Genomic DNA, 25,042 nt, shown 5'->3' on the forward strand with positions numbered 1-25,042 from the left:
TGAGTACTGCGCTTACTCAGCAACGGACTTGCCCGACGCATCCTTGACCTTCGCCTTCCATTGCGTCTTGATTTCGGCGACGACCGAATCCGGCAGCGAGATGTAATCGAGATCGCTCGCAGCCTGACCGCCGTTCTTGAACGCCCAGTCGAAGAACTTCAGCGTTTCGGTGCCTTGTTGCGGCTTCTCCTGCGTCGCGTGCAGCAGCACGAAGGTTGCGCCGACGATCGGCCATGCGTTCTGGCCCGGCTCGTTCGTCAGGATCTGGTAAAACGACTTCGACCAGTCCGCACCGGCGGCCGCCGCCTTGAACGTGTCCGTCTTCGGCTCGACGACCGTGCCGGCCGAATTCTTCATGCCGACGTAGGTCATCTTGTTCTGCTTCGCGTACGCCCACTCGACGTAGCCGATCGCGCCCGGCAGACGCTGCACGAAGGCCGCGACGCCGTCGTTGCCCTTGCCGCCCGTGCCCGTCGGCCAGTTCACCGTCGAGCCTTCGCCGACCTTCGACTTCCACTCGGTGTTGACCTTCGACAGGTAGTTCGTCCAGATGAAGCTGGTGCCCGAGCCGTCGGCACGACGGACCACGGCGATGTCCGTATCCGGCAGCTTGACCTTGGGATTCAACGCGGCGATCGCCGGGTCGTTCCACTTCTTGATCTTGCCGAGGTAGATGTCGCCGAGCACCTGACCCGACAGCGTCACTTCACCGGCCTTCACGCCCGGCACGTTGATCACCGGCACGACGCCGCCAACCACCGTCGGGAACTGGAACAGGCCGTCCTTCGCGAGTTCTTCATCTTTCAGCGGAGCGTCAGAGCCCGCGAAATCCACCGTCTTCGCGATGATTTGCTTGATACCGCCCGACGAGCCGATGCCTTGGTAGTTCACCTTGCCGCCGCCGGTTTTCTGGTAGGCGTCCGCCCACTTGGTGTAGATCGGAGCTGCGAAGGTAGAACCCGCGCCGGTGATGTCGGCGGCTTGCGCGGAGATGGCGAACAGGGCGCCAATTACGCCGGCCAGCGCGGTTTGCATCAATTTCATTGAAACCTCCAGGGTTATGAGCGTGTGTCGTGTATGCGTGTGAGACGACAACGCGAAATATAGGAGGAGTCTGTGACAGTAATATGACTTTTCGTGAAGCCACCGTGTCATTCGCCTTACGCCTTGAAAGTTAGATCACGCTCGACTTGTCAAGGTGCCGGCGCAAACAAAAAAGCGGGCCGCGGCCCGCTTTCAGCGATGATGACGAACTTCAGTAAACGCTACGAAGTCGCCTCTTTCACGACTTGCGCAATCGTTTCCGCGTAGCGAACCGCATCCTTCTGCGCCGACGCTTCAACCATCACGCGCAAGACCGGTTCGGTTCCCGATGCGCGAATCAAGACCCGGCCGTGCGATTCGAGGGAACGCTCGGCTTGCTCGACCGCGCGGCGGATCGCGTCGCTGCCTTTCCAGTCCGCGCCCGCCTTCATGCGCACGTTGATGAGCTTCTGCGGGAACAGGCTCACGCCGTGCAGCAATTCGGCAAGCGACTTGCCGCTGCGCTGGATCGCCGCCAGAACGAGAAGCGCCGAGACGATGCCGTCGCCGGTCGAGTGACGGTCGAGCGACAGGATGTGACCCGAACCTTCTGCGCCCAGCAGCCAGCCGTTTTCGCGGAGCTTCTCGAGCACGTAACGGTCGCCGACCGCCGCCCGCACGAACTGCACGCCGGCTTCCTTCAGCGCCACTTCGACGGCCATGTTGGTCATCAGCGTGCCGACGGCGCCCTCCACTTTTCCGTCGGTCGCGATGCGGTCCTTGACCAGCACGTAGAGCAATTCATCGCCGTTGAAGAGACGGCCGGTCGAATCGACGATCTGCAAGCGGTCCGCGTCGCCATCGAGTGCGATGCCGAGGTCGGCCTTGTGCTCCAGCACGGCGCGCACGAGCGCGTCGGGCGCGGTCGCACCGCAGCCATCGTTGATGTTGAAGCCGTTGGGCGACACCCCGATCGACACGACTTCCGCGCCGAGTTCGTGGAACACGTGCGGTGCGACGTCGTACGCGGCGCCGTGCGCGCAATCGACGACGAGCTTCAGCCCGCGCAGGTCGAAGCTCGCGGGGAAGGTGCTCTTGCAGAACTCGATGTAACGCCCGCCCGCGTCGTCAAGACGCCGCGCCTTGCCCAGACGTTCGGACGGCGCGCATTCCATCGGTTGCTCGAGTTGGCGCTCGATGTCGAGCTCGACTTCGTCGGGCAGCTTGTTGCCGTCCGCGGAGAAGAACTTGATGCCGTTGTCGTCATACGGATTGTGCGACGCGCTGATCACGACGCCCGCTGACAAGCGCAGCGCCCGCGTCAGGTATGCGACGCCGGGCGTGGGCATCGGGCCGGCCAGCATGACATCGACGCCCGCCGCCGAAAAACCCGACTCCAGCGCGGCTTCGAGCATGTAGCCCGACACGCGCGTGTCCTTGCCGATCAGCACCGTCGGACGATTGCCTTTTTTTTGCTGGGCGCGGTCCGCGCCCGCCAGCACCTTGCCGGCCGCGTAGCCGAGCTTGAGTACGAAGTCCGGCGTGATCGGCGCGACGCCTACGCGTCCGCGGATGCCGTCCGTTCCAAAGTATTGACGTGTCATTGTTGCTTGACCCTCCTCGCGGCCGTATGGCGCTTGTCATCGGACCGCGATTTCTAGTTGATGAATTCTATAGACGCGCGCCTGCGCCTAACTTCCTGATGAATGAGGCCAGGTGTCAATGATGCCCATTCCTGGCAGCATTCTTTGTGGCCTGCCAGACTTTCAGCGCATCGACGGTCTCCGCGACATCGTGCACGCGGATAATCGCCGCACCCCGTTCGGCCGCGCAGACTGCGCCCGCGACGCTTGCCGCGAGCCGCTCGCCGGCGCCGCGTCCGGTGACCGCGCCGAGCATCGATTTCCGGGACATGCCTGCAAGCAACGGGAAGTCCGTCCCTGCTGGCAACGTGGCCGTGATGTGCGCAAGCAACGCGTAATTATGCTCGACCGTCTTTCCGAACCCGAAGCCCGGATCGAAACTGACGCGCGATGCAGCGATGCCCGCGTGCGCGAGCGCAGCGACGCGCTCCGCGAAGAACGCGCGCACGTCGGCGACGACGTCGTCGTACACGGGATCGTGAAGCTGCATCGTGCGCGGCTCGCCGAGCATATGCATCACGCACAGTCCGCAGTTACTGTCTTTGACGGCATCCAGCGCGCCTTCCCGACGCAAGCCCCAGATATCGTTGATCATGTCCACGCCGGCCTCGAGCGCGGCACGCATGACGCCAGGCTTATAGGTATCGACGGAGAGCGGCACCTGCATGGCGCGCAGCGCCTCGACGATCGGCACGACGCGCTGCAGTTCCTCATCGAGCGGCACGGGCGGCGCGCCCGGACGCGTGGATTCGCCGCCGATGTCGATCATGTCGGCGCCATCGGCAAGCATCTGCTCGGCGCGTGCGAGCGCGGCATCGCGCGACACGAAGCGGCCGCCGTCGGAGAACGAATCCGGCGTAACGTTGAGAATGCCCATGACGAGCGGGCGCTCGAAGGTCAACATGAAGCGGCCGCACTGGAGCGGCGCTGCTGGAAGCGGGGAAGACATTGGTGTGGTCGAAGCGAGTGGGAGCGAAGCAGAGATCAGGATTGGCGGACGGGCTGTCGCAAGGCGTCTGGCCTGAATTCAGTTCGAGGCGAATCGGCGTCGCGCGGCGCTACGTTCAGCATCTCATTAAAACTGTGCCGAGAAGTGAAAATGGGCCGGCGTGCAAAGCACACCGGCCCATGAACGGACGCAGGGAACTTAGGCCGTTGCCGGCGCGTTGCCCGGTTTGACCTCGGTGCCGCTGCTGCCACCCGGCGGCGTATCGCCCGACGGAGGCGGCAGATTCTTCGGCGGACGCGGCGGACGATCCGACATGATGTCGCTGATCTGCTCCGCGTCGATGGTTTCCCACTCGAGGAGCGCCTTGGTCATCGCTTCAACCCTGTCGCGGTTGTCTTCCAGCAGCTTACGGGCGAGCGCATATTGTTCGTCCAGGATGCGGCGGATTTCCGCATCGACCTTCTGCTGCGTGGCTTCGGACACCGTCTTCGAGCCGAGCTTGCCGAACATGCCGTCCGGTTCGGTGTCGACGTAGACCATCGTGCCGAGCACATCCGACATCCCGTAGCGCGTGACCATGTCGCGTGCCATCTTGGTTGCGCGTTCGAAGTCGTTCGAAGCGCCGGTCGACATCGAGTTCAGGAAGACTTCTTCTGCTGCGCGACCGCCGAACAGGATTGCGATTTCCTCGAGCATCTTGTCGCGATACAGGTTCACGCGGTCATGCTCCGGCAACTGCCAGGTGACACCAAGCGCCCAGCCACGCGGCATGATCGTGACCTTGTGAACCGGATCGGCATGCGGAAGCAACTTCGCCACCACCGCGTGACCGGACTCGTGATAGGCCGTATTGCGACGCTCTTCCTCACGCATGACCGCCGACTTGCGCTCCGGACCCATGAAGATCTTGTCCTTCGCATCCTCGAAGTCCTGCATTTCGACGATGCGCTTGCCGCGGCGCGCCGCGAACAGCGCAGCTTCGTTCACGAGGTTCGCCAGGTCAGCGCCCGAGAAACCCGGCGTGCCGCGTGCGATGACCGATGCGTCCACGTCGTTCGCGATCGGCACCTTGCGCAGATGCACCTTCATGATGTGCTCGCGACCGCGGATATCCGGCAGACCGACATACACCTGACGGTCGAAGCGGCCCGGGCGGAGCAGCGCTTTGTCGAGCACGTCCGAACGGTTCGTTGCCGCGATTACGATGACGCCCGAGTTCGCCTCAAAGCCATCCATTTCGACGAGCATCTGATTCAGTGTCTGCTCGCGCTCGTCGTTGCCGCCACCCATACCGGCGCCGCGATGGCGACCGACCGCGTCGATTTCGTCGATGAACACGATACACGGCGCGTGCTTCTTTGCCTGCTCGAACATGTCGCGCACACGGGCCGCACCGACACCGACGAACATTTCGACAAAATCAGAACCCGAGATGCTGAAGAATGGAACCTTCGCTTCACCCGCGATGGCGCGTGCGAGCAGCGTCTTGCCGGTACCCGGAGGGCCGACCAACAGCACGCCGCGTGGTATGCGCCCGCCCAGCTTCTGGAATTTCTGCGGATCGCGCAGAAAGTCCACCAGTTCCGACACTTCTTCCTTGGCTTCGTCGCAGCCCGCGACGTCGGTAAAATTGATTGCGTTGTTGTTCTCGTCGATCAGTCGCGCTCGCGACTTCCCGAATGAAAACGCCCCGCCTTTGCCGCCCCCCTGCATCTGCCTCATCATGTAGAACCAGAATCCGATGATCAGGATCGTGGGCCCGAGGTAGTACAGCGCGGAGACGAGCGCATTCGGTTCATCGTCAGCCTTGCCGCTGACCTGAACGCCATATTTCATCAGATCGCCGACCATCCAGATGTCGCCGGGCGACACGATCTGGTATTTCTGGCCGTCCGCCGGAGTGACCGTGAGATTGCGGCCCTGAACGGTAACGTTCTTCACTTTGCCGTTCTTCGCGTCGTCCATGAACTGCGAATAGGACACACCTTCCTGGACGCGGGGCTTATCGAACTGCTTGAACACCGTAAACAGCACCAGTGCGATCACGAGCCACACTGCCGCTTTAGAGAACATATTGTTGTTCAAAGCACCACTCCTCACTCATAGACGGGCGCCTACATAAACCTTGCGACGCCACCAAAGCATTCTAATCCAGACCGCTAACCCCTGCCATAAGGTTTATTTACCGCACAAATAGCGGCTGACCCGTTATTTTCGGCATAATCCGCGCAAATATCGCAGAAATTCGCCAAATTAGCGGAGCGGGCCTTTCAGTTCGGGTGCTTGAGCCGCCGCCCGAGAATAAAAGTCTCCGACGATTTGTCACGGGAGGCCTTGGGCTTGCGCGGCGCCACCACTTTGAACTGGTGCTTGAACTTTTCGACGATCTGACTGTAACCGCTGCCATGAAAACATTTGACCAGCAGCGCACCTTCCGGTTTCAGATGGTTCTGCGCGAACTCCAGCGCCAGATCGCAGAGATGCTCGATGCGCGCGGCATCCGCACTCGCTACGCCAGAGAGGTTGGGGGCCATGTCCGAGATTACAAGGTCCACTTGCCGCTCCCCCACGATTTCATCGAGTTGGGCGAGCACTTCGTCCTCGCGGAAGTCGCCCTGAATGAACGTGACGTCCGCAATCGGCTCCATCGGCAGGATATCGAGCGCGATGATCGTCCCGTCGATACCGCCCTCGCGCTCGACGTCCCGCTTCGCGCCCTGCGCGAGCTTGTTGCGCGCGTACTGGCTCCAGCTTCCGGGCGTCGAGCCGAGATCGACGATCACCTGCCCCGGCTTGATGAGCTTGTCCTGCTCGTCGATCTCCTTAAGCTTGTACGCGGCGCGCGCGCGATAGCCTTCGCGCTGCGCCATCTTCACGTAGGGATCGTTGATGTGGTCATGCAACCACGATTGATTAAAACGGTTCTTTGCCATTCAAACTGAGCTCATGTGGCGCGCTGACAGCGCGCCCGGTGCGTATTTTGCTGCATCGCGCGATGCTTTTAGCGGATAATACGCGTCTTGTCGGCCGGACCGGCCCTCGGACGCTTACGTGCGCCGTACCCGGCATCCGGCCTGTTCTGTTTCTGGTGGGCGATGGCGCGATCGATGCGCCGCAGATCCGGCGCGAAGCCATGCGCTTTCGCTTCAGCGTGTTCAAACCGCCTCGCGAGCGTACCTCACGCCGCCCACATTTTAGTCGAGTCCCAAATCTCACATGCCAGCTCTTAAACTCTCCCCCGCCGAGCGCGCCGATCTGCGTTCCCAGGCCCATGCGCTCAAGCCCGTCGTGCTCGTCGGCGCGGAGGGTCTGACCGATGCCGTGCTGAAAGAGATCAACGTGCACCTCGAAGCGCACCAGCTCATCAAAGTCCGCGTGTTCGGCGACGAACGCGAAACGCGTGTCGGGATCTACGACGAAATCTGCGATCGCCTGAACGCCGCGCCCATCCAGCATATCGGCAAGCTGCTCGTGATCTGGAGACCTGAAGGCGCCGCGCCCAAAAGTCGCGCCACCCGCACGCGCAGCACGATGCCGCCGAGCGCAGGCGAAGCCGCCGACCGCCCGACCAGGGGCCGTGCGCCGCGCGTCGTCAAGGCAGTGAAAATCACGCGTGACGCGCCTGCCTTCAAGAAGCCGAAAAAGCAGACGCTGAAGGTGCTGGGTAATGAACGCGTCACCGCTGGTGGCAACGTGAAGCGCGCGAAAAAGCGTCAGACCAGCTCGAAACGCCAGCATCAGGACGTGAAGTGATCAACCGGCGCGTGCGATTCCACTTCAACGCACGCGCCGCCCTGTAACGAATGCGATTCAGCTTCGCGCCCGCTTCGCCGCCACCTTGGCCGAATTTTTCTTCGGCACGATCTTGGCCGGCGCCGCACCCGGCAGGCGCCACACCAGCGCAATGCCGAAGAGGCATTCGATCACATAGATCGCGCTCGATATGCCGTGCAGTATCCCGAACTCCTTCGCATACGGCGAACTCGCGAGATCGGTGCCCGCTTCCTGCGCTGCCATGCGTAGCGAGTTCATGAACGGCTGCAGCGCGAAGTAGCCGACCAGCACGCAGAGAAGCATCACCGCGACGATCCACCGAACGCGCTTGTAGTCGACGATGCCGCTTTTCACAAAGCGATTGCCGATCAGAATGAGCACGAGCGCACTGACCACGCCGATGATCGCCTCGATCCTGAAGAGTTGCGCCGCTACCGAGCCCGCCGACGTGCGGTCGAGCATCGAAAAGAGGACGGGCGCGGCGACGAAGCCCAGGGTCAGCAAGCTACCGACCCAGACCATGCTGATGGTGCGAAAGAGCCGGTGCTCCATCAGACGTAACGCACTGCGATGATTTCATACTCGCGCGCGCCGCTCGGAGCCTGCACCGACGCCACGTCGCCTTCCGATTTCGCGATGAGCGCGCGCGCGATCGGCGAACTCACCGAAATGAGACCGTGATCGATATTCGCTTCGTCATCGCCGACGATCTGATACGTCACCATGTCGCCCGACTCCAGGTCCTCCAGCTCGACCGTCGCGCCGAACACCACGCGACCTTCGGCCTCGACCTGCGTCGGGTCGATCACTTGCGCGGCAGCGAGCTTCGACTCGATCTCAGCGATGCGGCCCTCGATGAAACCCTGCTTTTCCTTCGCGGCATCGTATTCCGCGTTTTCCGACAAGTCGCCTTGCGCGCGGGCCTCCGCGATCGCGTTGATGACCGCCGGACGCTCCACGGCCTTCAGGCGCTGCAATTCGTCGCGCAGCAACTCCGCGCCGCGCTTCGTCAAAGGAATCGTGCTCATAGACCACTCACAAACAATTTCGTCAAAAAAATTACCGCGGTTAAGCGCATCTCCCTATAAAAGGAGACGCCGCTTAACCGCGGCTCGTGATGCTTAGACTGGTAATCGAAGCCTTAGTTTAGGCGAGCATGCAGCCCTTGTAAATCATAGACTTCCAGATCGCGGAGATAACGCAGGCCCTCGACCGCCGCGCGCGCGCCCGACATGGTCGTGTAGTAGGTGACCTTGTTGGCCTGCGCGCTCATGCGAATCGAGCGCGAATCGGCGATTGCGGCGCGCGTTTCGTCGACGGTCGTGAACACGAGCGCGATCTCGCCGTTCTTGATCATGTCGACGATGTGCGGACGGCCGTCCTTCACCTTGTTCACGACCTTCACCGGCACGCCCGCCGCCGCGATCGCAGCCGCGGTGCCCTTGGTCGCGACGATCGGATAGCCGAGCTCATGCAGCATCTGCGCGACTTCGACGGCCTTCGGCTTGTCTGCGTCCATCACCGTAAGCAGCACCGTGCCCGATTCCGGCAGACGCGAGCCGGCCGCAAGCTGCGACTTGAAGAGCGCTTCGCCGAAGGTGCGGCCCACGCCCATCACTTCGCCGGTCGAACGCATTTCCGGCCCGAGCACCGGATCGACCGCCGGGAACTTGACGAACGGGAACACGGCTTCCTTCACACTGAAGTACGGCGGAATCACTTCCTTCGTGACGCCTTGCGCCTTGAGCTTCTGACCGACCATCGCGCGCGCGGCGATCTTCGCAAGCGGCAGGCCCGTTGCCTTCGACACGTACGGCACCGTGCGCGATGCGCGCGGATTCACTTCCAGCACGTAGATGATGTCCTTTTTCGAGCCATCGTCCTGCGGCACTTGCTGGATCGCAAACTGCACGTTCATCAGGCCGACGACGTTCAGCGCCTTCGCCATTGCGGCGGTTTGCCGCTTCAGTTCGTCGACGGTTTCCTTCGACAGCGAGTACGGCGGCAGCGAGCAAGCCGAGTCGCCCGAGTGCACGCCCGCCTGTTCGATGTGCTCCATCACGCCGCCGATGAACACGTCGTCGCCATCGGAGATGCAGTCGACGTCGCATTCGATCGCGTCGTTGAGGAAGCGGTCGAGCAGCACCGGCGAGTCGTTCGATACCTTCACGGCCTCGCGCATATAGCGTTCGAGGTCGCGCGGCTCGTGGACGATTTCCATCGCGCGGCCGCCCAGCACGTACGACGGGCGCACGACGAGCGGATAGCCGATTTCTTCCGCGAGCTTCAACGCTTCGTCTTCCGCACGCGCCGTGCGGTTCGGCGGCTGGCGCAGATCGAGATCCTTCAGAAGCTGCTGGAAGCGTTCGCGGTCTTCGGCGGCATCGATCATGTCCGGCGACGTGCCGATGATCGGTACGCCATTCGCTTCGAGATCGAGCGCGAGCTTGAGCGGCGTCTGTCCGCCGTACTGCACGATCACGCCGACCGGCTTTTCGAGATCGACGATTTCGAGTACGTCTTCGAGCGTCAGCGATTCGAAGTACAGACGATCGGACGTGTCGTAGTCGGTAGACACGGTTTCCGGATTGCAGTTGACCATGATGGTTTCATAGCCGTCCTCGCGCATCGCGAGCGCGGCATGCACGCAGCAATAGTCGAACTCGATGCCCTGCCCGATCCGGTTCGGGCCGCCGCCCAGCACCATGATCTTCTTCTTGTCGGTCGGATTCGCTTCGCACTCGTCCTCGTAGGTCGAGTACATGTAGGCGGTCTTCGTCGCGAATTCGGCCGCGCACGTGTCCACGCGCTTGTAGACCGGGCGCACTTTCAGTTCATGGCGCTTCTTGCGCACGTCGTCCTGCGTCGAGCCAGTCAGCTTCGCCAGACGGCGGTCCGAGAAGCCGCTCTTCTTCAGATACAGCAGCTCGTCCTTCGTGAGGCTCGCGAGCGTGCGGCCTTCGAGCGCCTTTTCCTTCAGGATGATCTGTTCGATTTGCGCGAGGAACCACGGATCGATCGACGTCTCTTCGAAGATCTCGTCCATCGTGAGGCCGAGACGGAATGCATCGCCGAGATACCAGATGCGGTCCGGGCCCGGCTCGCCGATTTCGCGGATCGCTTCGTCGCGGCTCGTGGTCTTTTCATCGAGACCGTCGACGCCCACTTCCAGACCGCGCAGCGCCTTCTGGAACGACTCCTGGAACGTGCGGCCCATTGCCATCACTTCGCCCACGGACTTCATCTGCGTCGTCAGGCGCGAATCGGCCTCGCGGAATTTCTCGAACGCGAAGCGCGGCACCTTCGTCACGACATAGTCGATCGTCGGTTCGAACGATGCCGGCGTCTGGCCGCCCGTGATTTCGTTCTTGAGTTCGTCGAGCGTGTAGCCGCACGCGAGCTTCGCGGCGACCTTCGCGATCGGGAAGCCCGTCGCCTTCGATGCCAGCGCCGACGAGCGCGACACGCGCGGGTTCATCTCGATGACGACCATGCGGCCGTCCTTCGGATTGATCGCGAACTGCACGTTCGAGCCGCCCGTATCGACGCCGATCTCGCGCAGCACCGCGAGCGACGCGTTACGCAGCACCTGATATTCCTTGTCGGTCAGCGTCTGCGCGGGCGCGACGGTGATCGAGTCGCCCGTGTGCACGCCCATCGGGTCGAGGTTTTCGATCGAGCACACGATGATGCAGTTGTCCTTTTTATCGCGGACGACTTCCATCTCGTACTCTTTCCAGCCAAGCAGCGATTCTTCGATCAGCAGTTCGCGCGTCGGCGAAAGATCGAGACCGCGGCGGCAGATCTCCTCGAACTCTTCCTTGTTGTACGCGATGCCGCCGCCCGAGCCGCCCAGCGTGAACGAAGGACGAATGACGGTCGGATAACCGCCGCTGCCCGTCGCCTCGGCGATCTGGGCCTGAACCGCGAGCGCTTCTTCCATCGAATGCGCGATGCCCGACTTGGCCGAACCGAGGCCGATCTTCGTCATCGCGTCCTTGAACTTCTGACGGTCTTCCGCCTTGTCGATCGCTTCGGGCGATGCGCCGATCAGTTCGACGTTGTACTTCTCCAGCACACCGTGGTGGAACAGGTCCAGCGCGCAATTGAGCGCGGTTTGCCCACCCATGGTCGGCAGGATCGCGTCCGGGCGCTCCTTCGCGATGATGCGCTCGACCACTTCCCACGAAATCGGCTCGATGTAGGTCACGTCGGCCGTGTTCGGATCGGTCATGATCGTCGCCGGATTGCTGTTGACGAGGATGACCTTATAGCCTTCTTCTCGCAGCGCTTTACAGGCTTGTGCGCCCGAATAATCGAACTCGCACGCCTGGCCGATGATGATCGGGCCCGCGCCGATGATGAGGATGCTCTTGATGTCTGTGCGCTTCGGCATAACTGCTCTCGAATATATATGTTCGGTACTTTTAAGCGGCGACCTTCGCCGACTCCATCAGCTTGATGAAGCGGTCGAACAGATACGCGATGTCGTGCGGGCCGGGCGACGCTTCCGGGTGGCCCTGGAAACAGAACGCGGGCTTATCCGTGAGCGCGAAACCTTGCAGCGTGCCGTCGAAGAGCGAGACGTGCGTGACCTTCGCGTTGGCGGGCAACGTCGAGGCATCGACTGCGAAGCCGTGGTTCTGCGACGTGATGACGACGCGGCCGTCTTCCATGTCCTTCACCGGATGGTTCGCGCCGTGATGGCCCGTCTTCATCTTCATGGTCTTCGCGCCGACGGCGAGGCCCATGATCTGATGGCCGAGGCAGATGCCGAAGGTCGGAGTGCCGCGCTCGATGAACTCGCGCGTGGCGCGGATCGCGTAGTCGCACGGTTCCGGGTCGCCCGGGCCGTTCGACAGGAAGATGCCGTCCGGATTGAGCGCGAGCGCGTCGGCGGCGCTCGATTGCGCCGGCAGCACGGTCACGTGGCAACCGCGCTCGGCAAGCATGCGCAGGATATTGAACTTCACGCCGTAGTCGAATGCGACAACGCGGAATTTAGGCGCTTCCTGCTTGCCGTAGCCGCTGCCGAGCCGCCATTCGGTCTGCGTCCACTCGTAGTTCTTTTCCGTCGACACGACCTTCGCGAGGTCCATGCCCGCAAGACCCGGGAACGAGCGCGCGAGGCCGAGCGCCTTCGCTTCGTCATCGGTGCCGGCGAGAATGCAGCCGTTTTGCGCGCCCTTCTCGCGCAAGATGCGCGTGAGCTTGCGCGTGTCGATGCCCGCGATCGCGACGACGCCCTGGGCCTTCAGATAGTCGGAGAGACTTTGCTCGGAACGGAAGTTCGATGCGAGCACCGGCAGATCACGAATGATGAGGCCGGCGGCATGGACTTTGGTGGCTTCGACATCTTCGGCGTTCACGCCGTAGTTGCCGATGTGCGGATAGGTCAGCGTGACGATCTGGCGGGCATAGCTCGGATCGGTCAGGATTTCCTGATAACCGGTGATGGCGGTGTTGAACACCACTTCGCCGATCGTCGAACCGGGCGCGCCGATCGATTGACCACGAAAGACCGTGCCGTCGGCAAGTGCGAGGAGTGCGGGGGAAAATGACGGCAACACGGGAAGCTCCTTGGGGAACACCCTGTTACCGACCTGTCTGTCCGAAATTCAGGCTTGGCCTCCCGTCGCTCGAAGAACGAGGGGTTTCCTTCGCAGTGAAAGCGGCGGCTCGCGGGGCGCGCATCGTGACTCGAACCGGCACGCTTGCGCGTGGCAACGAAGGATTCAAGCAGGCGATCGGCGGCGTGCGGCGCGCAGTTCGTGCGCAGCGAACGACGGTGAATGGGAGGTAGGCGCTAGGGTGCGGGTTGATATGCTCAAACCTTCGAATTATAGCGCGAAAAGGTCACATTCGCCAGATTTGAGAAATGTCCGCTTGCCGGCTACTTACTTCGCGCGCCGATCAGCGCGCCGCGCGTTCGGCCTTCTGCACCGTGCGGCTTGGGAAAACGTACCAGACCGCGCTCGCGACCTGCAGCCCGATCAGCACGATCCAGACCGTCAAGTGCGCCGACGCGGGATAGCGCCCTCCATCGGAGGGCCAGAACGAAAGCATCGCGCCGACGCCCACCTGAAAACCGAAGATCAACAGAAAAATCACGAGCGTCAGCGTCGTGTGCGCGCGTCCGATCATGTGCGACGGGAAATACTCCGCGGCGACCGCGTAGCTCAGAATGCCCGTGCCGCCGAAAATCCCGTATGCGGCAATCAGCACGGACGGCGGTACCGGCACGCGCAGCACCATCAGCAGTTGCGTGGCGACGAACAGCATCATGCCGGCGCCGCAGAACGCATACACCGACACGCCGCGCCGTTCCATCCCGCGCGCCGCGGCGCCGAAGCCGACGCAGCCGAACATCATCGCAAAGCCGAGTATCGAAACGAGCGCTGCCGCGTGTGCCGGGGCGAGGCCCATTACATCGAGCAAATAGGGGCGAATCCATAGCGATTGCATCGCATAGAAAACGCCCTGCGTGACAACGGAAAACGACGCGATCTTCCAGAACACGCCGCTTTTCAGGATGAGCCACGTGCCCTTGAACTGGGTGACGACGTCCGCCCGGTGATGCGGATCGGCCTCCGCCTTGCGTGGCGCGAAAAGGACGATCGCGGCAGCGACGACGAGCGTGAACATGCCCAGTCCCACGCACACCTGCCGCCAGCTCGCGACCTGCAAGAGCGCGGCGAGCGGCGATCCCACGACGACACCGCCCAGCCCGCCGACGGCCATCGTGAATCCGTTGATGAGCGGCAGGCGCGCAAGCGCGAAATGCTGCGCCGACGCCTTGAAGGCCGCGCTCAGGCACACCGACACGCCAATGCCGATCAGCAATCGGCCGATCATCAGCCCCACAAGCCCGCGCGATGCGCCGAACACCCAGATGCCGGCCGCCGCGAAGACCAGCATGCTGGCCGTCACGCGACGCGGTCCGAAATGATCGAGCAGCACGCCGACGGGAATCTGCGCCAGCGCGAAGCCGATGAAATACAGCGAAGTCAGCAGACCCAGATCGGCCGCGGACAGGCCGAGGTCGTGCGTGATCAGCGGCGCGAAGCCGAGATTGACGCCGCGGAACACGTACGAGACGAAGTAACCGGCGGCGAACAGGAAGAAAACACGAAGGTGAGCGGTGGGCGACATGTGAAACGGGCGCTTCATTGATTCTTTTTGGATCGCCAGTTTAACGGGGTCGTCAAACGAAAACGCCGTCACCTTGGTGACGGCGTGGGATAGCGCTTCGTAGAAACGCCGGCTTTATTTCTTTTTGCTGGTCTTCGCCGGCGCGGCCGGCTTCACGGCCTTGGCCGTGGCGGCATGCTTTGCTGCGTGCGATGTCGTCGAAGCCGACACTTTCGTCACCTTCCCCGCCGAATGCGCGGCTGACTTCCCGCCGCGCGAAGACTTCGTTTCCGGCACGCGCGTGCCGATCTTCGACACGCCGCCCGACGAACGGCTAGACGCCGCCACCGTCTCCACGCGCGCCGGACCCGGCTCGGCCGGCACCGCACGGCCGTACGGCACGTGCAGGACGACGACCTGGCCCGGCATGAACACATCACCGTGCGTGCGGTTCCATGCGCGCACCTGCGCCGGCGACACGTCATAGCGGTCCGCCAGCGTGTTGACGGCCTGCTTGCGGCGCACACGGATCACGAGTCTGCGCGTGTCGGGGACGTCGCGCTCGATCGCGAGCATCGCGTTCGCGGCGACGTCGGCGCTGATGTCTTCGTCGTCGTCGTCCGTGCGTGGCACGACGATCGTCGAGCCGGGCTTCAGACGCATGCCCGCCGGAATGCGGTTGACGGACATCAGCGTGTCCGCGTCCACACCGATCTTCTCGGCGATCGCCGCCGGGCGCGACCGCTCGGTCACCGTATAGGTGGTCCATGACGACAGCGCGCCCGAATACGACGACAGATTGCGCTGGAACGAAGCCGCGTTGTCGAATGGCAGCAGAATCTGCGGATTGGTCGCGCCGAGTATCACCGGTTTCGAGAACGACGGATTCAGCGAACGGAATTCTTCCACGCTCATGCCGGCGAGCTTCGCGGCCATCGTCACGTCGATATCGCGCGCGGTCGTGACCGTCACGAAATACGGGTGATTCGGGATGTCCGGCAGCGTGAGACCGTACGTCTGCGGATTGCTCACGATGTTCTTCACGGCCTGCAGCTTGGGCACGTAGTTACGCGTCTCGTTGGGCATGCGCAGGCTTTCGTAGTCGGTCGGCAAGCCCGCCGCCTCGTTGCGCGCGATCGCGCGCTGCACGTTGCCCTCACCCCAGTTGTACGCGGCGAGGGCAAGATGCCAGTCGCCGAACATGTCATGCAGACGCGAGAGATAGTCGAGCGCGGCGCTCGTCGAGGCGAGCACGTCGCGGCGCTCGTCCTGCCACATGTTCTGCTTGAGGTTGTAGTCGCGGCCGGTGCCCGGCATGAACTGCCACATGCCCGCGGCCTTCGCCACCGACAGCGCCTGCGGGCTGTAAGCCGACTCGATGAACGGCAGGAGCGCCAGTTCCGTCGGCATGTGGCGCTGCTCCAGCTCCTCGACGATGTGATACAGGTACTTCTGCGAGCGCGTCGTCATGCGCTCGACGTAATCCGGGCGCTGCGCGTACCAGTTGACCTGCATGTCGACGAGATCGCTTTGCAGATCGGGAATCTGGAAGCCGCCGCGAATGCGGTTCCACAGATCGGACGATCCCGCGAGCGAAGTCACGGGCGTCTTGTCGACGTTGATGGTCTCTTTGGCTGCTGCAGTGCGGCGAATGGCGTCGGCGACTTGTTGCTGCTGTTGCTGCGAAGCGGTGGAGTTGACTGGAAGTGATAAAGGATCTGACGCTGTAGGTCCCTGGCTCGCGCACGCGGCGAGCATCAGGACGGACAGCGCGCTAAGGGTTAGTCGCATGGAACGTCTCTGCTTCCACAAAATGATGCTTGGAAATTTGGAGCCGATAGTACGGAACAGCACTTAAGACGTCAATAAGAATGCGCGCAAAACCCCTGCAAAATCCTGCATCTAACGGCGATTCCAACGTTTCGGTTGAAGTTAGCCTTAAAAGCTTCGGGTTAGCGGAACTTATCTTTCCAGCCGCGCATCATTCGGAACGCTTCGAGCCGGTCCGAAACGGGTGTGCCGAATTGTGAAGAAAGTGTCGCGCGGATCGCCGGAACGTCAGCGCGCAGGAACGGATTCACCGCTTTTTCGTGGCCGATGGTGGTCGGTAGTGTCGGTTTGCCGGCGGCGCGCAGCGCCTGTGCGTCGTCGCTCCAGCGCAGCAGCGCGGCGTTGTCCGGCTCGCATGCGCGCGCGAATCTGATGTTCGAGAGCGTGTATTCATGTGCGCAGTGAACCTGAGTGTGCTCCGGCAACGCTGCGAGCGCGTCGAGCGAGCTCAGCATCTGTTGCGGCGTGCCTTCGAAAAGACGGCCGCAGCCGCTTGCGAACAGGGTGTCGCCGCAAAAGAGGTGCGGCGTGCCGCTCTGGTCGCCGGCCTGGAAGTAAGCGATGTGACCGGCCGTATGGCCCGGCACGTCGATGACTGCGAGTTCGAGCGCCGGATGCGCGATGCGCACCGTATCGCCGCCCGTGACGCGCTGGGTCACATGCTCGATACGCTCGCCGGCCGGGCCGTAGACAGGGATGCCACCCTCTGCCGATCGTCTATCGAGGAGCGCTTTCACGCCGCCGACGTGGTCCTGATGATGGTGCGTGAGTAAAATAGCGGTCAGTCGCCAACCGCGCCTGGCGAGATACGCCTCGACGGGCGCAGCGTCACCGGGGTCGACCACGACCGCATCGCGCGAGTCCGACACGAGCCAGATGTAGTTGTCCTCGAACGCCGGAACCGGCACGTATTCGAGTGCATCCTGTACAGGTAGATTCTTGGCAAGCGAATTCATGGCGATCTTTTATGCGGCAATTCGAACATGTCTGACCGACCGATTATAGACTGGCCCACCTGGACGAGCTCGGCGCCCGGACGCTACGTGCTCGAATGGGAGCAGGCGCAGCTCGATCACGTGGTGTCCGACATTTTCGGCTATCACGCGCTGCAGCTCGGCATGCCGCATCTCGACGCACTACGCGAGAATCGCATGACCGGCCGTGCGCTCGTACTCGACGCCGAAAGCGCATCGAGCGCGCCCTACACGCCGCCGCGCGCCACGACGCCCGGTGTGAGCGCGCTACCGGCCGCGAGCGCGCCAGATGGCCGCAGCACTGTGTGGTGCGATCTGCTCGACCTGCCCTTCGAAGCACAAAGCGTCGATCTGCTCGTACTGCCCCACACGCTCGAGTTCTCGCCGGACCCGCACCGGCTGTTGCGCGAAGCCGAACGTGTGCTCGTGCCCGAAGGGCAGTTGATCATCCTCGGCTTCAATTCGCTGAGCCTTTGGGGCGCGCGGCAATCGCTCGGCAAGGTGGCGGGACGGCCGTTCGTGCCGGCGGCACACGAGATGATCGCGTTCACGCGCATCAAGGACTGGATCAAACTACTCGGGTTCGACCTTGAACGCGGGCGCTTCGGCTGCTATCGTCCGCCGCTCGTCACGGACAAGTGGCTGCAACGCTATCAATTCATGGAAGCTGCCGGCGACCGCTGGTGGCCCATTTTCGGCGCGGCGTACATGATCACGGCGGTGAAACGCGTGCGCGGCATGCGTGTCATCGGTCCGCGCAAGCTGAAAAAGACCGCGCTCGCGTCCGGCCTCGCGCCGGTCGCGGCTCCGCATACGCGCAACGAGACCCGCAACGAGCATTGATGACTCAAGAATCCGCATCGAACAAGGTAATCGACATCTACACGGACGGCGCCTGCAAGGGCAATCCCGGGCCCGGCGGCTGGGGCGCCCTCCTCCGCTTCGGCTCGCTGGAAAAGGAACTGTTCGGCGGAGAGGCCGCGACCACGAACAACCGCATGGAACTGATGGCCGTGATCTCCGCACTCGAGGCGCTGAGGCGCCCGTGTCACGCGATCATCCATACCGATTCGCAATATGTGCAAAAAGGCATCAGCGAATGGATCCACGGCTGGAAGAAAAAGAACTGGATGACCGCCGCGAAGACGCCCGTCAAGAACGCCGATCTCTGGAAGCGGCTCGACGACCTCGTCGCACAGCATGAAATCGAATGGCGCTGGGTCAAGGGCCACGCCGGTCATCCCGAGAACGAACGCGCCGATGCGCTCGCCAATCGCGGCGTGACCTCGCTCGCGGACAGCTAATCAAATTAAACGTCATCTATGCGCCAATTAATACTGGATACCGAAACCACCGGCCTGAACGCGAGGACCGGCGACCGAATCATCGAAATCGGCTGCGTGGAACTGATCAACCGCCGGCTCACCGGCAACAACCTGCACCTCTACGTGAACCCCGAGCGCGACAGCGATCCCGGCGCGCTCGCGGTCCATGGCCTCACCACCGAGTTCCTGAGCGACAAGCCGAAGTTCGCCGAGATCGCCGCTCAACTGCGCGACTTCATCGCGGACGCTGAGCTGATCATCCATAACGCGCCCTTCGACGTCGGCTTCCTCGACATGGAGTTCTCGCTGCTCGGATTGCCGAAGGTGTCAGAGACATGTGCCGGTGTGATCGACTCGCTCGCGCAGGCCAAGCAGATGTTCCCCGGCAAGCGCAATTCGCTCGATGCGCTGTGCGACCGCTTCGGCATCAGCAACGCGCATCGCACGCTGCACGGCGCGCTCCTCGACTCGGAATTGCTCGCAGAAGTCTATCTTGCGATGACGCGTGGCCAGGAAAGCCTCGTCATCGACATGCTCGGCGATCAGCCCGCGTCGGGCTCGGTTTCCACATCGCGCATCGCGCTCGACGATCTCGACTTGCCGGTCATCATTGCGAGCGAAGCCGAGCTCGCCGCACACGAAGCCGTGCTGACCGATCTCGACAAAGAGATCAAAGGCGCGAGCGTATGGCGCACGGAACCGGAACCGGCACCGGCTGAAAGCGATGTCGTTCCTGCATAAATTTTTTCGAATTTAGCTTAAGAGCCTCTTTACGAAACAAGAAACGCCTGACATAATCTCGTTTCTCTTCGGGTGGTTAGCTCAGCGGTAGAGCACTGCCTTCACACGGCAGGGGTCACTGGTTCGATCCCAGTACTACCCACCAGGATTCTGGTGTTGGTAAAGACAAGCACCGAAGAACAAAAGGCCCAAGTCTCACGACTTGGGCCTTTTTCATTTCCGTCACCCGAAGGCGGTTGCTAAGACGTTACGACGCCCACACGCCACGCGCCATCCCGCTTGCGGCGATCACCATGACCATCACGAGTCCCGCTTCAAGATCGCTCATCCACGCAAAACGCCGCGCGCGCGTCAGGTCGATCGTCCCGCCCTGCGCGAGCGCGATGCGCCAGCGAATCAGCGCAAGCATCGGCGAGACTTCGATCAACAGAATCACGACGAGCGCCGTCATCTTCAAATGAAAAAGCGGTTCGTGCAGATAGTAGGCGCCCCCTTTTTCGAATCCGCCGAACGCGCGCGTCACGCCCGTCACGATCAGCACGATCGCGGTGACGCCCCACACCGAGTCCGAGCGGAACACGTCACGCAGGCGCAACTCGTTCGCCTGAATGGACTGCGTGGCGTCGAGACGCCGCAGCGCGCGGGCCCGCGCGAGCACCGAGCCGAGCGCGAACCCGAAAGCAAGAAGATGAATTGCGGCCAGCAACCAACGTATCAGCATCCTTTCCTCCCTGACGAGACAGGAACGACGTGTACGGCATTTTCGGCTTGCGAAGTCGAACCGACTCAGCCCTGACGCAGGGTCGCATCGAGCGCCCGCGCCGCGCTGCGATCGCTTTCGCTGGCGAGCGGCGCGCGGAACACGGTGGTGCGATTGTGCCCGGCTGCGGCGGGCGAGTCCCACAATAGTTCGATTTTCGGCCGACGCGCGAACACGCCGCGCCGCACTTCGCCGCTTGCGCGAATCGCGGGGCCGGCGGGCTCGGTGGCCGGTGTGAGCATCGTCGTGGATGGCGATGCGTCCGACGACGGCGCCGGCCATTTCACCGACAGTTCGCGCGCATCGTATTGGCCGAGCTTTCGGCTTTCCGCCCAGACGACAGCGGTCCGCGTGACCGGATCGAGCGAGATCGCATAGCGGCCGATCGCGAAACGCCGCGCTGCGATGTTCGTGCGCCAGAGCGCGCGCGGCCGGCAGATCCACATGATGACCGCATAAAGCGCCGGGCCGACGACGAGCCAGCCGTTGGTCTCGGCGAGCGCTTGTGTGAAGCGCCGCCATCCTGAACTCCAGACGAACGCGCCGACGGAAAACATCGCAAAGCCGAAAGCCAGCAGCGCGATGAAGCGCAACGCCTGCCGCAGCCACTGCGGCAGCGGATGCAGCGGACGTTCCGTGCGCGCCTTCGCGCCCGGCAGCACGATCAGGAGAAAGATCAGGACGAGGTTCACGCATGCCCACGGCGAGGACGTCATCGCGCGCAGCGAGGACAGGTAGCCCATCTGCGACATCGAGAACGCCCAACGCGCCGCGAGCACCAGTCCGATCGCACGCAATGCGAACACGGTGCCGGCGCCCGGTGCCGGGCTCGCGCTGATTTGCTTGGGTCTCGCCAAAAGAACACTCCTGTCCACGATCGATGCATACTGCTCCGCGCATCGCGAAGCCCGGTCATTATAGGGAGATTACGGATGTCGTCAGAGGTTTGACAGCCCTTGCGCGGCGTAGCGCCCGAAAGGCGGACCTAAGTGTGCTATTACGACAACGCCCCGCGTGCCTTGAGGCACGCGGGGCGTTGTTTTGTTGCCGATGCCGCGCGAAGCGGCAAGACTTGCTCAGCTCGCGTTGACTTCGCGCAGAACGGTGCGGCGCTTCTGGCGCAGCAATTCTTCATAAACGTTGACGTAGTTCTGCGCCATCACCTTCGACGAGAAACGCGCTTCGAATGCGCCACGAACCTTCTCGCGCGACAGCGTGTCGAGCCGCTTCACGGCGGCGATCGCCGAGAGTTCGTCTTCGACGACGAAGCCCGACACACCGTTTTCGATCACTTCCGGCACCGAGCCGCGGTTGAACGCAATTACCGGCGTGCCGCAGGCCATCGCTTCGATCATCACGAGGCCGAAGGGCTCCGGCCAGTCGATCGGGAACAGCAGCGCGTGCGCATTGCCGAGGAACTCCGTCTTCTCGGCTTCGCTGATTTCACCGATGTACTCGACGTGCGGCAGCGCGAAGAGCGGCTTGATCTCTTCTTCGTAGTACGCGCGGTCGGCCTTGTCGAGCTTCGCGGCGATCTTGATCTTCATGCCCGCAGCTTGCGCGATGCGGATCGCGCGGTCGACCCGCTTCTCCGGCGAGATGCGGCCGAGGAACGCGAGGTAGCCGGGCTTCACGTTCGGAATCGGCTTCAGCAGGTTTTCCGGCAGACCGTGATACACCGTGGAGAGCCAGTGCGCCTGCGGCAGCGGCTGACGCTGGTTGTCCGAGATCGAGATAACCGGCACGTCATTGAACGTGTTGAAGATCGGCTGCAGTTCGGGCAGGTCGAGACGGCCGTGCATCGTCGTCAGGAACGGCACCGGCTGGCGCGCGAACAGCGAGAACGGGTAGTAGTCGATGTGGAAGTGCAGCACGTCGAACTCGTCGGCGCGGCGGCGGACTTCTTCGAGCAAAAGCATGTGCGGCGCCATCGTGTCGCGGATGGTCGGATCGAGGCGCAGCGCCTGCGGCCAGAACGCTTCGAGTTTCGCGGAGGTCTGCGAATCGCCGCTCGCGAAGAGCGTCACATCGTGTCCGGCATCCACGAGTGCCTCGGTCAGATAAGACACCACGCGTTCCGTGCCGCCGTACAGCTTCGGCGGAACAGCCTCGTGGAGGGGCGCGATTTGAGCGATTCGCATGTCGTGAAACTCCTAATGAAAGATCAGGCAAGTACTGCTGTCATGTTGACGTTGGAGAGCGAATCGCTCGGCTCGGGCGAAGCTCTCCGCGGCGCGGGGCCGCGGCGCTATGGCTGGTGCTCGAGTGAAAAAGCGGGGTCGCTGGTCACCGGTTTGGCGCGCAGGCGTTCGGTCCAAGCAATTGGGGTTCCATATCTCGAAAATCGCCGCGCGCCAGCAAATAACGCACGTCCGCTCCGGCGGTTGACGGGAACTTGCAAAAACCTGTCGAAGGCCTAAGGGCAAACCCGAACCGGATTATGGAGCCTTTTACAGCGTGCGCCGGCAGTCATTTCAACTTATTTACCTTGTTACACGAGGGATACACTTTGCAAACCCCTGTTTATTAAGGTTGTTCTACATTGGAGCACGGGTTGAACGATGCCCGGCGGCGTGCGCGCGTAACAGCGGCTGGGCACCCGGCGGGGGCTTGCATCAGCGACTCGATGTCTGGCGCGACACGTGCTTTTCCACCGCTGCCGAACGTAACCCGTGACTGCCCGCCCCGCCCGGCGAGCGTTTCATCGCAAAAAGCTGCGCAATGTGCTTACAATGCGCGCCCATGCGCCAGCCGCGCGCCCGCCGGCCATCACGACGCGGCGCAGGACCATTTTTCGCCGCGGGCGATGTTCGGATGGCCACATAGGCCGGACGTCATGTGCCCGAAGACGCGTTGCCCTCCGCGATACTGGATACAATTCGTGATGGAGACGGCGCAGCGTCGCCTCGCTTGACGTCAGTCGCGCCGGATCGGGCGACGAATTGCATGCCGGTTGCCGCAGACGACACCGCACATGGCACTGCCCGAAGGCGCAACATACGCTCAACCGCTCTACGACCAAAAAAGACCATTGGACCAACTCACCGTCTCCCAGCGTAACGCGCACAACGCGAAGCTCGCGAGCTACGCGCATCGGCCGCTCGCGTTCCTGTTGCGCTACATCCGCCGGCATCCCGTCGCGCATTCCATCGTGCTTTTCAGCGTCTTCGCCGCGGTGGGCTGCGCCCTCGCCTCGCAGTACGCGATCAAGCATCTGATCGATGTCCTCGGACAAGGCCGCGGGCATCCCGGGCCGCTGTGGGGCGCGTTCATGATCCTCGTCGGGCTGATCGCCGCCGACAACCTGCTGTGGCGGGTCGGCGGCTGGGTCGGCGCGCACGTGTTCGTGATCGTCACCGGCGACTTGCGCAAGGATCTCTTCTCGTATCTGTCCGGCCACTCGCCGACGTATTTTTCCGAAAAGCAGCCGGGCATGCTCGCGAGCCGGATCACCGCCACGTCGAACGCGATCTACACCTCCGAGAACGTGATGGCGTGGAACGTCCTGCCGCCGTGTATCGCGGTGCTGGGCGCGATCGTAATGATCGTCTCGGTCAATCCGCTGATGGCCGCCGGCCTGATGACCGCATCGCTGGTCCTCGCGCTGATCCTCTACCGGCTTGCGAAGCGCGGCTCGGCAAGGCATCACAGTTTCGCGTCGAAGGCGGCGTCGGTCGATGGCGAGCTCGTCGACGTGATCGGCAACATGGCGCTCGTGCGCGCGTTCGGCATGACCTTTCGCGAGCAGAAGCGCTTCGGCTCAACGGTGAAGGCCGAAATGGTCGCGCGCCAGCAGAGCCTGCTGTACCTCGAAAAACTGCGCCTCTTCCACGCGGTCGTGACGGCGATTCTCTCCGCCGGCCTGCTCGGCTGGGCGCTTTGGCTGTGGTCGCAGGGCCGCGCGACTTCGGGCGATATCGTGCTCGTCAGTTCGCTCGGCTTCACGATTCTGCATGGCACGCGCGATCTCGCCGTGGCGCTCGTCGATGTCACACAGCACGTCGCACGTCTTGCCGAAGCCGTCCAGACGCTGCTCGAGCCGCACGGCATGCCGGATCGCTCGGATGCAACCGAACTCGTGCCGCAAGGGGGGCGCGTCGATTTCGACAGCGTCACGTTCGCGTATCCGCGCCGCCGCCCGATTCTCGACAACTTCCATCTGCATATCGAGCCGGGCCAGCGCGTCGGGCTGATCGGCAAGTCGGGCGCGGGCAAGTCGACCGTGCTCGCGCTGCTGCAGCGCTTCTACGAGCCGCAGAAAGGCAGCATCAAGATCGACGGCCAGGATATCGGCGCGATCACGCAGGACAGCCTGCGCCACGCGATCGCGCTCGTGCCGCAGGATATTTCGCTGTTTCACCGCACCGTGTTCGAAAACATCGCTTACGGCCGTCCGGATGCGAGCCGCGAGGAAGTGCTCGCCGCCGCGCGCGAGGCGCGCTGCACGGACTTCATCGAAGCGATGCCGGAAGGTTTCGACACGATCGTCGGCGACCGCGGCGTGAAATTGTCGGGCGGCCAGCGCCAGCGCATCGCGATCGCACGCGCGATCCTGAAAAACGCGCCCATTCTCCTGCTCGACGAAGCGACCTCCGCACTCGACAGCGCATCGGAGGAAGCGATTCAGCAGGCACTCGACCGTCTGATGGTCGGCCGCACGGTGATTGCGATTGCGCACCGCCTGTCGACGCTGCAGAACTTCGATCGCATCATCGTGATGAGCGCGGGCAAGGTCATCGACGACGGTTCGCCCCAGGAATTGCGCGACCGTCCGGGGCTGTATCGCGAGTTGCTCGCGAAGCAGCACGGCAAGGTGCCGTCGATCGTGGCAACGCCGCACAAGCAGCCGGCCTGATCGCTCCGCCAGTCGAAAAAGCCGCGTTTTCGAGAAG

At 62.8% G+C, this 25,042-nt stretch carries 20 protein-coding genes and 1 tRNA gene; 6 read left to right on the forward strand and 15 right to left on the reverse strand.

What is annotated here, in order from left to right:
• Positions 1-12: 12 nt before the first annotated feature.
• The 5 genes from pstS to NCR38_RS09180 all read right to left on the reverse strand — a co-directional run bounded on the left by pstS (position 13) and on the right by NCR38_RS09180 (position 6,548).
• Positions 13-1,044 (reverse strand): phosphate ABC transporter substrate-binding protein PstS, encoded by a 1,032-nt coding sequence (gene pstS, locus NCR38_RS09160; protein WP_061120972.1) that lies wholly within the window; start codon positions 1,042-1,044, stop codon positions 13-15.
• Between the two features lie 221 nt (positions 1,045-1,265).
• Complete coding sequence (gene glmM, locus NCR38_RS09165; RefSeq protein WP_061120973.1) at positions 1,266-2,627, reverse strand: phosphoglucosamine mutase; 1,362 nt, start codon at positions 2,625-2,627, stop codon at positions 1,266-1,268.
• 115 nt (positions 2,628-2,742) lie between these two features.
• Positions 2,743-3,615 carry a dihydropteroate synthase gene (gene folP / locus NCR38_RS09170; RefSeq protein ID WP_250476865.1) on the reverse strand — a complete coding sequence of 291 codons (873 nt, stop codon included), beginning with the start codon at positions 3,613-3,615 and terminating at the stop codon, positions 2,743-2,745.
• Between the two features lie 198 nt (positions 3,616-3,813).
• Positions 3,814-5,700 (reverse strand): ATP-dependent zinc metalloprotease FtsH, encoded by a 1,887-nt coding sequence (ftsH, locus tag NCR38_RS09175; RefSeq protein ID WP_061120975.1) that lies wholly within the window; start codon positions 5,698-5,700, stop codon positions 3,814-3,816.
• Between the two features lie 185 nt (positions 5,701-5,885).
• On the reverse strand, positions 5,886-6,548 hold the full coding sequence (locus tag NCR38_RS09180; RefSeq protein WP_061120976.1) for an RlmE family RNA methyltransferase: 663 nt from the start codon (positions 6,546-6,548) through the stop codon (positions 5,886-5,888).
• Between the two features lie 283 nt (positions 6,549-6,831).
• Between NCR38_RS09180 and NCR38_RS09185 the strand changes: the two genes are divergently transcribed.
• Complete coding sequence (locus NCR38_RS09185; protein WP_061120977.1) at positions 6,832-7,368, forward strand: YhbY family RNA-binding protein; 537 nt, start codon at positions 6,832-6,834, stop codon at positions 7,366-7,368.
• A gap of 57 nt (positions 7,369-7,425) precedes the next feature.
• Here NCR38_RS09185 and NCR38_RS09190 read toward each other — a convergent pair whose 3' ends face one another.
• The 7 genes from NCR38_RS09190 to gloB form a co-directional block, all read right to left on the reverse strand.
• Positions 7,426-7,941: a DUF4149 domain-containing protein gene (locus NCR38_RS09190; RefSeq protein WP_250476866.1), complete on the reverse strand. Its 516-nt coding sequence runs from the start codon at positions 7,939-7,941 to the stop codon at positions 7,426-7,428.
• On the reverse strand, positions 7,941-8,417 hold the full coding sequence (greA, locus tag NCR38_RS09195; RefSeq protein ID WP_061120979.1) for a transcription elongation factor GreA: 477 nt from the start codon (positions 8,415-8,417) through the stop codon (positions 7,941-7,943). Before greA ends, NCR38_RS09190 begins: the two co-directional genes overlap by 1 nt.
• A gap of 113 nt (positions 8,418-8,530) precedes the next feature.
• A complete protein-coding gene (gene carB, locus NCR38_RS09200) occupies positions 8,531-11,785 on the reverse strand; it encodes a carbamoyl-phosphate synthase large subunit (RefSeq protein WP_061120980.1) in 3,255 nt (1,084 codons plus the stop codon).
• Positions 11,786-11,816: 31 nt separating this feature from the next.
• Entirely contained in the window at positions 11,817-12,959 is a 1,143-nt protein-coding gene (gene carA / locus NCR38_RS09205) for a glutamine-hydrolyzing carbamoyl-phosphate synthase small subunit (protein WP_250476867.1), read from the reverse strand.
• A gap of 343 nt (positions 12,960-13,302) precedes the next feature.
• Positions 13,303-14,559, reverse strand: a complete 1,257-nt coding sequence (locus tag NCR38_RS09210; RefSeq protein ID WP_250476868.1) for a nitrate/nitrite transporter — start codon at positions 14,557-14,559, stop codon at positions 13,303-13,305.
• 96 nt (positions 14,560-14,655) lie between these two features.
• Positions 14,656-16,311, reverse strand: a complete 1,656-nt coding sequence (locus NCR38_RS09215; protein WP_250476869.1) for a transglycosylase SLT domain-containing protein — start codon at positions 16,309-16,311, stop codon at positions 14,656-14,658.
• Between the two features lie 161 nt (positions 16,312-16,472).
• Positions 16,473-17,306 (reverse strand): hydroxyacylglutathione hydrolase, encoded by an 834-nt coding sequence (gene gloB / locus NCR38_RS09220; protein ID WP_250476870.1) that lies wholly within the window; start codon positions 17,304-17,306, stop codon positions 16,473-16,475.
• A gap of 27 nt (positions 17,307-17,333) precedes the next feature.
• Here gloB and NCR38_RS09225 point away from each other — a divergent pair, with 27 nt between their 5' ends.
• The 4 genes from NCR38_RS09225 (at position 17,334) to NCR38_RS09240 (ending at position 19,535) form a co-directional block, all read left to right on the forward strand.
• A complete protein-coding gene (locus tag NCR38_RS09225; protein ID WP_061120983.1) occupies positions 17,334-18,167 on the forward strand; it encodes a class I SAM-dependent methyltransferase in 834 nt (277 codons plus the stop codon).
• Positions 18,167-18,628: a ribonuclease HI gene (rnhA, locus tag NCR38_RS09230; RefSeq protein ID WP_250476871.1), complete on the forward strand. Its 462-nt coding sequence runs from the start codon at positions 18,167-18,169 to the stop codon at positions 18,626-18,628. Before NCR38_RS09225 ends, rnhA begins: the two co-directional genes overlap by 1 nt.
• A gap of 18 nt (positions 18,629-18,646) precedes the next feature.
• Complete coding sequence (gene dnaQ, locus NCR38_RS09235) at positions 18,647-19,390, forward strand: DNA polymerase III subunit epsilon (RefSeq protein WP_250476872.1); 744 nt, start codon at positions 18,647-18,649, stop codon at positions 19,388-19,390.
• Between the two features lie 70 nt (positions 19,391-19,460).
• A tRNA-Val gene (locus tag NCR38_RS09240) sits at positions 19,461-19,535 on the forward strand.
• Positions 19,536-19,637: 102 nt separating this feature from the next.
• On the opposite strand, the gene NCR38_RS09245 is transcribed toward NCR38_RS09240, so the two are convergent.
• The 3 genes from NCR38_RS09245 to NCR38_RS09255 form a co-directional block, all read right to left on the reverse strand.
• Positions 19,638-20,111 (reverse strand): DUF2214 family protein, encoded by a 474-nt coding sequence (locus NCR38_RS09245; protein WP_061120986.1) that lies wholly within the window; start codon positions 20,109-20,111, stop codon positions 19,638-19,640.
• Between the two features lie 65 nt (positions 20,112-20,176).
• Positions 20,177-21,007, reverse strand: coding sequence for a hypothetical protein (locus NCR38_RS09250; RefSeq protein WP_061120987.1), 831 nt, complete (start codon positions 21,005-21,007; stop codon positions 20,177-20,179).
• A 219-nt stretch (positions 21,008-21,226) separates the two neighbouring features.
• Positions 21,227-22,291, reverse strand: a complete 1,065-nt coding sequence (locus NCR38_RS09255; protein WP_061120988.1) for a glycosyltransferase family 4 protein — start codon at positions 22,289-22,291, stop codon at positions 21,227-21,229.
• Positions 22,292-23,124: 833 nt separating this feature from the next.
• Between NCR38_RS09255 and NCR38_RS09260 the strand changes: the two genes are divergently transcribed.
• Positions 23,125-25,005, forward strand: a complete 1,881-nt coding sequence (locus NCR38_RS09260) for an ABC transporter ATP-binding protein (RefSeq protein ID WP_250476873.1) — start codon at positions 23,125-23,127, stop codon at positions 25,003-25,005.
• The last annotated feature ends 37 nt before the right edge of the window (positions 25,006-25,042 follow it).

It is taken from the genome of Caballeronia sp. INML1 (assembly GCF_023631085.1).
In the GTDB taxonomy this organism is placed as follows: domain Bacteria; phylum Pseudomonadota; class Gammaproteobacteria; order Burkholderiales; family Burkholderiaceae; genus Caballeronia; species Caballeronia turbans.

Excerpts from the sequence above, each read along its gene's own strand:
- pstS (WP_061120972.1), bottom strand. The coding sequence starts at position 1,044 with ATGAAATTGATGCAAACCGCGCTGGCCGGCGTAATTGGCGCCCTGTTC.
- glmM (WP_061120973.1), bottom strand. The coding sequence starts at position 2,627 with ATGACACGTCAATACTTTGGAACGGACGGCATCCGCGGACGCGTAGGC.
- folP (WP_250476865.1), bottom strand. The coding sequence starts at position 3,615 with ATGTCTTCCCCGCTTCCAGCAGCGCCGCTCCAGTGCGGCCGCTTCATG.
- NCR38_RS09180 (WP_061120976.1), bottom strand. The coding sequence starts at position 6,548 with ATGGCAAAGAACCGTTTTAATCAATCGTGGTTGCATGACCACATCAAC.
- NCR38_RS09185 (WP_061120977.1), top strand. The coding sequence starts at position 6,832 with ATGCCAGCTCTTAAACTCTCCCCCGCCGAGCGCGCCGATCTGCGTTCC.
- NCR38_RS09190 (WP_250476866.1), bottom strand. The coding sequence starts at position 7,941 with ATGGAGCACCGGCTCTTTCGCACCATCAGCATGGTCTGGGTCGGTAGC.
- greA (WP_061120979.1), bottom strand. The coding sequence starts at position 8,417 with ATGAGCACGATTCCTTTGACGAAGCGCGGCGCGGAGTTGCTGCGCGAC.
- carB (WP_061120980.1), bottom strand. The coding sequence starts at position 11,785 with ATGCCGAAGCGCACAGACATCAAGAGCATCCTCATCATCGGCGCGGGC.
- NCR38_RS09210 (WP_250476868.1), bottom strand. The coding sequence starts at position 14,559 with ATGAAGCGCCCGTTTCACATGTCGCCCACCGCTCACCTTCGTGTTTTC.
- NCR38_RS09215 (WP_250476869.1), bottom strand. The coding sequence starts at position 16,311 with ATGCGACTAACCCTTAGCGCGCTGTCCGTCCTGATGCTCGCCGCGTGC.
- gloB (WP_250476870.1), bottom strand. The coding sequence starts at position 17,306 with ATGAATTCGCTTGCCAAGAATCTACCTGTACAGGATGCACTCGAATAC.
- NCR38_RS09225 (WP_061120983.1), top strand. The coding sequence starts at position 17,334 with ATGTCTGACCGACCGATTATAGACTGGCCCACCTGGACGAGCTCGGCG.
- rnhA (WP_250476871.1), top strand. The coding sequence starts at position 18,167 with ATGACTCAAGAATCCGCATCGAACAAGGTAATCGACATCTACACGGAC.
- dnaQ (WP_250476872.1), top strand. The coding sequence starts at position 18,647 with ATGCGCCAATTAATACTGGATACCGAAACCACCGGCCTGAACGCGAGG.
- NCR38_RS09245 (WP_061120986.1), bottom strand. The coding sequence starts at position 20,111 with ATGCTGATACGTTGGTTGCTGGCCGCAATTCATCTTCTTGCTTTCGGG.
- NCR38_RS09255 (WP_061120988.1), bottom strand. The coding sequence starts at position 22,291 with ATGCGAATCGCTCAAATCGCGCCCCTCCACGAGGCTGTTCCGCCGAAG.
- NCR38_RS09260 (WP_250476873.1), top strand. The coding sequence starts at position 23,125 with ATGGCACTGCCCGAAGGCGCAACATACGCTCAACCGCTCTACGACCAA.